Below are 8,369 nucleotides of genomic sequence, written 5' to 3'. Positions count from 1 at the left end.
CCATAATGAGAATTGCTGCAGCGATATGGTACGTGTTCTGCCGGCCGCTTAACTCGGGATGAAATCCCATTCCGAGTTCGAGAATGGCAGAGATACGCCCATTGATCTGCACACTGCCGGTAGTAGGCTTCAACGTACCGGTGATGATTTTGAGCAAGGTACTCTTACCAGCACCATTGAGGCCTATTAGGCCGACGGCCTCGCCCGGCGCGAGCTCGAAGCCGATATCGTTGAGTACCCAGTGGCGCTCTGCCGCAGCGGCAGGCAAACCAAACCAGGCCAACATCCTGTGCCGCTCACGACGATAATGGTTGAACGCTTTGCCGATACCAGAAACACGCAGTGCAAAGGTCATAGGACATCCACCACTTCATCGATCGCCCGGCTGTACAAGAAAGCGGCCATGCAGATGGCAATAGCAGCAAACAGAGTGGGGTACATCAGAAGCTGCCAATCAGGACCGCGACCGAACACGAGTATGGCCTGGTACCCCTGGACGATGCCGGTCATGGGGTTGAGGTGAAGCATCTTCTGGTACACCGGTTCAAAAAGGTCCAGCGTGTAAACGATCGGTGTAAGCCAAAAACCGAATTGCAGCGCAATGGTTACCAGCTGCCCGACGTCTCTGAAGAACACGTTCAGAAGTCCCAGCGTCAGCCCTAGCCCTAGCGCGAGCACCAGAAGCAGGAGCGTCAGTACGGGGAGCCACAGCAAGTTCAACGTCGGCACATGGCCCAGTATGGCGAAAACCAGCAGGACGGATAAGAACAGGAGCGTATTGTTCAATAGCGCGCTGCCGGTAATGATGGCCGGCAACGCAAGACGCGGAAATGCCATTTTTTTAAGCAGGTTGCCGTTCTCAATGAACACGTTGAGGCAGCGGCCTACCACCTCTGCGAACAGGGTCCAGGCCAAGATACCTGCAGTCAGATAGATCGGGTAGGCGTAAACGGTCTGCAGCCCTGGCAGCTTGGTAGTCATCAACGCGGACAAAACGAAAGCATAGATAGCGACCTGAGCCAATGGATATATCACAATCCACACAAGGCCTAAGCGACTGCGAGCAACCCGGGTGACGAACTCATTACGAATGGAGTTTTTTACAAAATGGCGCGCCTGCCATAACTCAACAACTTTAATGTTCAAAAGACAGCTCCATTCGTTAACAAAGAACATTCCATCGCCGACCCAGGAGCGACCAAGGCCAGCGCATAGAAATAGACCCCAGCGACAACGACCATGGAATGATCTAAAAGGATCTGTTGCTTTTAACCCGCTTCAGATCGGCGTCGACCATCAACTTGCACAGCTCTTCGAGCGTGGTCTTCGGCTCCCAGCCCAATGCCGCCTTGGCCTTTTCAGGGTTGCCAATAAGCAGCTCCACTTCCGCCGGGCGATAGAAGCGCGGGTTGACCGTTACGAGGGCCTTGCCGGTGCGGCTGTCGATCCCACGCTCGCTTTCGGCGCTACCTTGCCAGTCCAGTTGAATATCGACTGCCTTGAACGCCAGCGAGACGAAATCACGCACGGTCTCGGTGCGGTTGGTGGCCAGCACGAAGGTGCCCGGCGTATCGACCTGCAGCATGCGCCACATGCCCTCGACATATTCCTTGGCAAAGCCCCAGTCGCGTTTGGCATCGAGGTTGCCAAGCTGCAGGCAATCCTGCCGGCCAAGGGCTATGCGCGCCGCCGCATCGGTGATCTTGCGCGTGACGAATTCCTTGCCGCGCAGCGGTGACTCATGGTTGAACAGGATGCCGCTGGTGCCGAAGATGCCGTAGGACTCGCGGTAGTTGATGGTCATCCAGTGCGCGTAGAGCTTGGCCACGCCATAGGGGCTACGCGGATAGAACGGGGTTACTTCGGTCTGCGGGATCTGCTGCACTTCGCCGAACATTTCCGAGGTCGATGCCTGGTAGAAGCGGATCTGCGGATCGACGATACGGATCGCTTCCAGCAGGTTGACCGCGCCCAGGCCGGTGATCTCGGCGGTGGTGATCGGCTGATTGAAGGACACCCCGACGAAACTTTGCGCCGCGAGGTTGTAGACCTCGTCGGGCTGCGCGGCTTCCATCAGGCGGATGCTCGCGCCCAGGTCGGTCAGGTCGTGCTCGACCAGCTCCAGGTTCGGGTGGCCGATGGCGCCCACTTCTTCGAGACGCCAGAAGTTCACCGAGCTGGTCCGGCGATAGGTGCCGAATACCTTATAGCCTTTTTCCAGCAGCAGCCGGGTAAGGTAGGCACCGTCCTGCCCGGTAATGCCCGTGACGATTGCGGTCTTGTTGCTCATGCTCATTCCGTCGTTTTCCGTTCCAGCGCTCGCGCTTCTTCATCATCGGCCAGCCACAGATTGACACTTTCAACACTCTGCTCGGACAGGCTGCCAGCCCAGCGATTCATGACCAGCAGATTGGTGATGAAGTCGTACTGAGCGCTGAGCAGATCCCGTCGGGCGGAATACTCGTTCTGCACGCTGGTCAGGACATCGACCGAATTGACCACGCCGAATTCGAAGCCGCGCTCGGTGGCCACAGTGGATTTTTCAGCCGATTCGAGCGCGTTGCGCGTTGCGCGGATCTTTTCAACACTGGCTTGCGCGGTGAGATAGGCGCTGGTGGTTTCCTTTACGACTTCACGGCGAACCGCCTCGAGCTGCTGCTCGGTCGCCAGCCGGTCGCTGTAAAGTGCCCGACTGCGGGCCGACGTTGATCCGCCGCTGTAAATAGGCAGCTGGATGCCAAGGCTGGCGACATAACTGTCCGAGCGTGGAGCGAGGCTGTTGTCGTAGCCCACGTCGCTTCGCTGAGCGCTGAGATTGAGGCTCAGCGACGGATAATGGCCGCCCTTGGCCTCGCGCACCGCGGCATCGGCAGCGGTCAATGCTTCCTGCTGCGCTTTCAGCGCCGGGTTGGCAGCCACTGCGCGCTCGACCCATGCCGCGACGCTCTCACCCGGCACCCGCAGCTCGATGTCCTCGCGGATACGACTGAGCCGTTCCGTGACCGGGCGACCGATGATCTCTGACAGCTCCTCACGGCTGACACGCACCTGGTTACGCGCCTCGACCTCTTGTGCAAGCAGCGCGTCGACGCGTGCACGCAGGTCGAGCACATCGGTCACCATCGCCAACTGCCGGTCGTAAAGCGCCTCGACCCGATCCAGGTTCTTCTGCGTTGCACGGAGTTCGGCGCGCACCAGCTCCAGCTCGTCGTCGGAAGCAAGCGCCACGAAGTAACGTTGCGCCAGATCGACGGCCGCTTCTGCCTGGGCGTCGATCGCCTCGAACTCACCCTGTCGGGCACGCGCCTTGAACGCCTGGTAGTTCTCCCAGGCCTGTTTGTTGTAAAGGTGCTGGCTGAGCGTAAGGGCGTATCGCTCGTTGCTGAACGCCTCCGAATAGGTGGGCAGTTCACGGCTGGTGCGGTTCAAAGCGGAGCTGGCCGTGACCTGCGGCAGCAAACCGCCAAAGGCTTCGCGCTGGCGATCCCTGCCGGCCTGGGCACGGGCATGCGCAGCGAGCACACGGGGATCCTCGAGGCGCGACTCACGATACAGCTGCATCAGATTGGCCGAATACGCTGACGCCGTCACGCTGGAGGTCGGCTGCGGCGTAGTGGCCTGGGCGTGGGCGGCAACGGATGCCAGCAGAAGACAAAACAGCAGGGAAAACCGCACGATCAATCCTCGATCATCGATCTGGCAAACGCATTCGTTGCGGGTTGCATCAGGTACTGGAGCATGGTGCGCTCACCTGTGTTGATCAGTACTTCGGCCGGCATGCCCGGCTGCAGCTTGAGCGACCCGAGGGCACGCGAGCCTTCTTCGGTGAGCGTGACACGGGCTAGGTAATACGGCATTCCGGTTTCTTCGTTGATCAGCCGGTCGGCCGAAACGTGTCGCACCTGGCCTTTGATAACCGGCGTCGTCGCGCTGTTGAACGCACTGAAACGGATATCGGCGGGCTTGCCCACGCTCACTCGGTCGATGTCGATGGGCGAGACCTGAGCCTCGACGATGAGATCGGAGATCGACGGCACGATGTCCAGCAGCGGAGTGGCCGGGCTGACCACACCGCCGATGGTGTGGACCTTCATGCCGAGAATCATGCCATCCTCGGGCGCGCGAATGACGACGCGGCTGAGCCTGTCTTCAAGCGCGGCCATCTTCTCCTGAAGGTCGAACACCTTGGTCTGGACCTCGGCCAGCTGCCCGACCACCTCGGAGTTGAAATCCTTGTTGAGCTGCAATATCTGCAGTTCCGTTTCGCTGATCTGCAGTTTGGTCTTGGTGATCTCGGACTGGTGATCCGCCACTTCCGCTTTCAGCATGTCCAGCTTGCGTTCCTGTTCGAGCAGGCGCTGCTTGTCGACAAACCCCTCCGCCAACAACTGCTTGAGTTCCGAGATTTCGTTTTGGTAGGAGCTCTCCAGGCTGCGCTTGGTGTTGATCATCGAGTGCAGCCCGCTGATCTGCTCGTTCAGCTGGCCAATTCGCTTTTCAAGCACGGAAACCTCACCCAGCCGCGATCCACGTCGCGCGTTGAATACCTGCGTCTCGCCATCGCGAGCTTCGACGGCACGTTTGCTGCTGCTTTCCAGCATGTCGCCGAAATCGATCTGCTCGAGACCGTCCCGCTCTGCCCGCAGCCTGGCTTCCATCGCTTGCGCAGCAACCAGTTGGCTGCTTGTCATGCCGTACTCAGCGCGGAGCTGAGTGTCGTCCAGCACGATCAGCGCATCGCCGGCCTCGACCATGTCGCCATCACGTGCGTGCAGCGCTTTGACGATACCGCCCTCCAGATGCTGTACGGTCTTGCGATAAGACTGCACCGTCACCACACCGGGCGCCAAGGCGGCACTCTCAAGCGGAGCGAAAGTGGCCCAACCGCCTAACAGGCCAAAGGTGACAAGTACAATGACGAGGCCAACCATACGGGCCTTGCGGTCAGACACTGGCAAGCTGGAAAGGCTTTCGTCGATAGCGGTGTTCATGTTGGTCATACTCTTTCTTCCTCGGTCACGAACGAGCCGAGGATGTGCCAGGGACTACCTGGGCAATCTTCTGCTGGGCGCTAAGCTGTTGCTTGTTGAGCTCCGCCATGACCTTGTCACGCGGCCCGTACAGGCCAATTGCACCGCCGCTCATCACCAGCAGGCGATCAAGCTGAGCCAGGATGCTGGTGCGATGGGTAATCACGAATACCGTGGCGCCGGTTGTCTTGAGTTGCTGGATGGCCAGCGCCAGGGCCCTTTCGCCCACCTCGTCAAGGTTGGAGTTGGGTTCATCGAGGACGATCAGGCGTGGATTGCCGTAGATGGCGCGTGCCAATCCGACCCGTTGGCGCTGCCCTCCGGACAGGTTGACGCCGTCCGCGCCGATCACCGTGTCGTAGCCCTCGGGCAGTTGCAGGATCATCTCGTGAACGCCGGCGGTCTTGGCGGCCTGGATCACTTTTTCCGGGTCCACGTCACGGAAGCGGGCGATGTTTTCGCTGATGCTGCCTTCGAACAATTCGATATCTTGCGGCAGGTAGCCCAGATGCGGTCCAAGCTCGCGCTTGTCCCAGTTGTTTATGTCCGCTCCGTCGAGTCGCACCACGCCATGCTGCGGCGCCCAGACGCCGAGTAGCGCACGCGCCAAGGTCGACTTGCCGGATGCGCTGGGTCCGATCACGCCGACCACCGAGCCGGCGGGCACGGCCAGGCTGATGTTTTTCAAAATTGGCGTTTTGGAGCCCGGCGCGCTGACGATGAGATTTTCTACCAGAACGTGACCTTCGGGTGCGGGCAAGGACATACGCTCGGGCTCGGCTTGCTGCTTGTCGAGAATTTCGTTGAGGCGCGCATATTGCGAGCGAGCCGCAATGAAGCCTTTCCAACTGCCGATCATCAGATCAATCGGCGCCAACGCACGCCCCAGCAGGATGGAGCCGGCGATCATCAATCCCGGGGTGATCTCTTGCTGAACGGCCAGATAGGCGCCCAGCCCGAGGATCAGCGACTGCACCAGCATGCGGAACGTCTTGGAGAAAGACGTGATCATGCCGCCGTTGTCGCTGGCCTGCGATTGCAGCAGCAGCACCTTGCGCTGACGCGCGCCCCAGCGCCCCATGAGCGTCTCGAGCATGCCCATCGACTCGATGACTTCAGCGTTGCGCAGGTTCTTGTTGGTGTACAGGTTGGCGGCGATGTTCTGCTTGTTGGCTTCGGCGATCGCCTTGCCAGTCAGCTTCTCGTTCACCACGGCCAGGCACAGCAAGACAATTGCGCAGCCAATGGCGAACCACCCGTACCAGGGATGGAAAAGGAACATCACGCCGATATACACCGGCAGCCAGGGGACGTCGAAAAAGGCAAAAAGACCGTTGCCCGTGAGGAACTGGCGAAGCCCGGTGAGGTCATTGAGGGGCTGCGCCGACGCGTCCATGCCGCCGCTGTCGAGCGCCCGCTTGAAACTGGCGCGATAAACATCGCGACTTAGCAGCACATCGAGACGGGTACTGAGGCGCACCATGATCCGCGAGCGAGTCCACTCAAGCGAACCCATGGTTGCCATCAGCAGCGTCATGATCAGGGTCAGCATGACCAGCGTCGAAATGCTGCCACTGGTCACGACCCGACCATAGACCTGCAGCATGTAGAACGATGGCACCAGCATCAGGGCATTGACAAAGAAGCTGAAGAACCCTACCGAAATGAAACTTCCCTTGCACGCCCTGAGCGCGACCTTAAGGGCGTTTTCCTGTGTGTTACGCATATTCCGAACTGCCGGGTGCTGAAAAGCGCCGGAGTGTATCACCGAAGCCAGCCGCATTGAATGCGGTCCGGATGGATGCGACGAATTTCCGTCCTTGCGGCACCCGAACGGCGTCAGTAGAGTCAGCCGCCTCTGCGGCACTGACAGCCCCCGCCCGGCACAGTCGCCACGCTCATACATACAGGAAAGCAATGCGCGTCCTCCACTTCTTCAAGACCTACCTGCCCGATACGACCGGCGGCATCGAGCAGGTCATCTTCCAGCTCTGCGAGGGTGGTCGCGCTCACGGTGTATCGGGCGAGGTGCTGACGTTGAGCCCAGCGCCTCGCCCCGAGCGGATCCGGGTGGCGGGCCATGGGGTCAGACGCGCCAAGCAGGATCTGTTCGTCGCCTCGACCGGCTTTTCCCTGGAAGCGTTCGGCATGTTTGCCGAGATGGCGGCCGAAGCCGACGTGGTCCACTTCCACTTCCCGTGGCCGGTCATGGATGTGGTGCATTTCATGACACGCCACCGACGCCCTTCAGTGGTGAGCTACCACTCCGACATCGTCAGGCAACGCGCGCTGTTGACCCTGTACCGACCGTTGATGAAGCGGTTCCTTGGCAGCGTCGACCGCATTCTGGTGGCGTCGCCGAACTACCAGCGCAGCAGCCCGGTGTTACAGCAGTATGCAAGCAAGGTCGAGGTCGTCCCCTATGGCCTGGATCGAGCGGCCTACCCGCAGTGCTCGGCGGCCAAGCTCGAATGCTGGCGACAGCGGGTTGGAACGAAATTCTTCTTGTTCGTGGGCGTGCTGCGTTATTACAAGGGACTGCACAGCGTGCTCGAGGCGCTGCATGGAACCGATTATCCGCTGGTGATTGTCGGTGCAGGCCCGCAAGAAGCAGAACTCCGAGCCCAGGCTGAACGACTTCAGCTGCGACAGGTGCAGTTCCTCGGGCGGCTGGACGATGAAGACAAGGCCTGCCTGCTTCAGTTGTGCCACGCGATGGTGTTTCCGTCCCATCTCCGGTCGGAAGCGTTCGGCATCTCGTTGCTGGAGGCATCGATGTATGGAAAACCGATGATCTCGTGCGAAATCGGCACCGGAACGACTTTCGTCAATCTTCACGGGACGACAGGCCTGGCCGTACCGCCGGCCGCTCCCCTGGCGCTACGGGAAGCGATGCGGCGACTCTGGGACGACGCCGAGCTGGCGAGCCGGTTCGGCGCCAATGCCGCCACTCGATTCGAACAGCTGTTCACCGCCGAACGCATGTGCGCCGAAACCGCGCGCGTGTATCGCAGCGTGATCGAGCAGCATCGCTAACGACTCGAGCCGGAGGGCGTGTACGGAACAGCCGCTGCCGGGTGCGGGCCCGTTCGCGGCCATGGGCCGTTCCTACAAAAGCCCGGGGCACCGCGTAGGAGCGGGCCATGCCCGCGAAGCGCTGTTTAACCATCGGTGCGGGCCTGTTCGCGGCCATGGGCCGTTCCTGCCAAAGCCCGGGGCACCGCGGAGCGGGCCATGCCCGCGAACCGTTGTTTCACCATCGGTGCGGGGCCATTCGCGGCCATGGGCCGTTCCTACAAAAACCCGGGGCACCGCGTAGGAGCGGGCCATGCCCGCGAA

Annotated in this window: 7 protein-coding genes; 1 reads left to right on the top strand and 6 read right to left on the bottom strand. The window is 60.6% G+C overall.

Annotated features, from left to right (window positions below; all coding sequences use genetic code 11):
• The 6 genes from NA637_RS23385 to NA637_RS23360 form a co-directional block, all read right to left on the bottom strand.
• On the bottom strand, positions 1–355 hold a 355-nt coding region (locus NA637_RS23385; RefSeq protein WP_256074892.1), incomplete at its 3' end, for an ATP-binding cassette domain-containing protein.
• Positions 352–1,176, bottom strand: a complete 825-nt coding sequence (locus NA637_RS23380; protein WP_256074890.1) for an ABC transporter permease — start codon at positions 1,174–1,176, stop codon at positions 352–354. The genes NA637_RS23380 and NA637_RS23385, both read right to left, overlap by 4 nt.
• Positions 1,177–1,249: 73 nt before the next feature.
• Positions 1,250–2,296 carry a GDP-mannose 4,6-dehydratase gene (gene gmd / locus NA637_RS23375; RefSeq protein ID WP_256074889.1) on the bottom strand — a complete coding sequence of 349 codons (1,047 nt, stop codon included), beginning with the start codon at positions 2,294–2,296 and terminating at the stop codon, positions 1,250–1,252.
• Positions 2,293–3,681 (bottom strand): TolC family outer membrane protein, encoded by a 1,389-nt coding sequence (locus NA637_RS23370; RefSeq protein ID WP_423836760.1) that lies wholly within the window; start codon positions 3,679–3,681, stop codon positions 2,293–2,295. The genes gmd and NA637_RS23370 overlap by 4 nt, the downstream gene beginning before the upstream one ends.
• Positions 3,678–4,991, bottom strand: a complete 1,314-nt coding sequence (locus tag NA637_RS23365; protein ID WP_256074893.1) for an HlyD family type I secretion periplasmic adaptor subunit — start codon at positions 4,989–4,991, stop codon at positions 3,678–3,680. The genes NA637_RS23370 and NA637_RS23365 overlap by 4 nt, the downstream gene beginning before the upstream one ends.
• Before the next feature lie 25 nt (positions 4,992–5,016).
• Entirely contained in the window at positions 5,017–6,756 is a 1,740-nt protein-coding gene (locus NA637_RS23360) for a type I secretion system permease/ATPase (protein WP_256074888.1), read from the bottom strand.
• A 191-nt stretch (positions 6,757–6,947) separates the two neighbouring features.
• Between NA637_RS23360 and NA637_RS23355 the strand changes: the two genes are divergently transcribed.
• Positions 6,948–8,066 (top strand): glycosyltransferase family 4 protein, encoded by a 1,119-nt coding sequence (locus NA637_RS23355; protein ID WP_256074887.1) that lies wholly within the window; start codon positions 6,948–6,950, stop codon positions 8,064–8,066.
• Positions 8,067–8,369: the final 303 nt, after the last annotated feature.

Source organism: Stutzerimonas stutzeri (assembly GCF_024448935.1).
Lineage (GTDB): Bacteria > Pseudomonadota > Gammaproteobacteria > Pseudomonadales > Pseudomonadaceae > Stutzerimonas > Stutzerimonas stutzeri_AO.
The sequence above is the reverse complement of the archived record's forward strand: the minus strand, read 5'-3'. Positions and strand labels throughout refer to the sequence as shown.

Coding starts and splice junctions, on each gene's coding strand:
- NA637_RS23360 (WP_256074888.1), bottom strand. CDS start 6,756: ATGCGTAACACACAGGAAAACGCCCTTAAGGTCGCGCTCAGGGCGTGC.
- NA637_RS23380 (WP_256074890.1), bottom strand. CDS start 1,176: ATGTTCTTTGTTAACGAATGGAGCTGTCTTTTGAACATTAAAGTTGTT.
- gmd (WP_256074889.1), bottom strand. CDS start 2,296: ATGAGCATGAGCAACAAGACCGCAATCGTCACGGGCATTACCGGGCAG.
- NA637_RS23355 (WP_256074887.1), top strand. CDS start 6,948: ATGCGCGTCCTCCACTTCTTCAAGACCTACCTGCCCGATACGACCGGC.
- NA637_RS23365 (WP_256074893.1), bottom strand. CDS start 4,991: ATGAACACCGCTATCGACGAAAGCCTTTCCAGCTTGCCAGTGTCTGAC.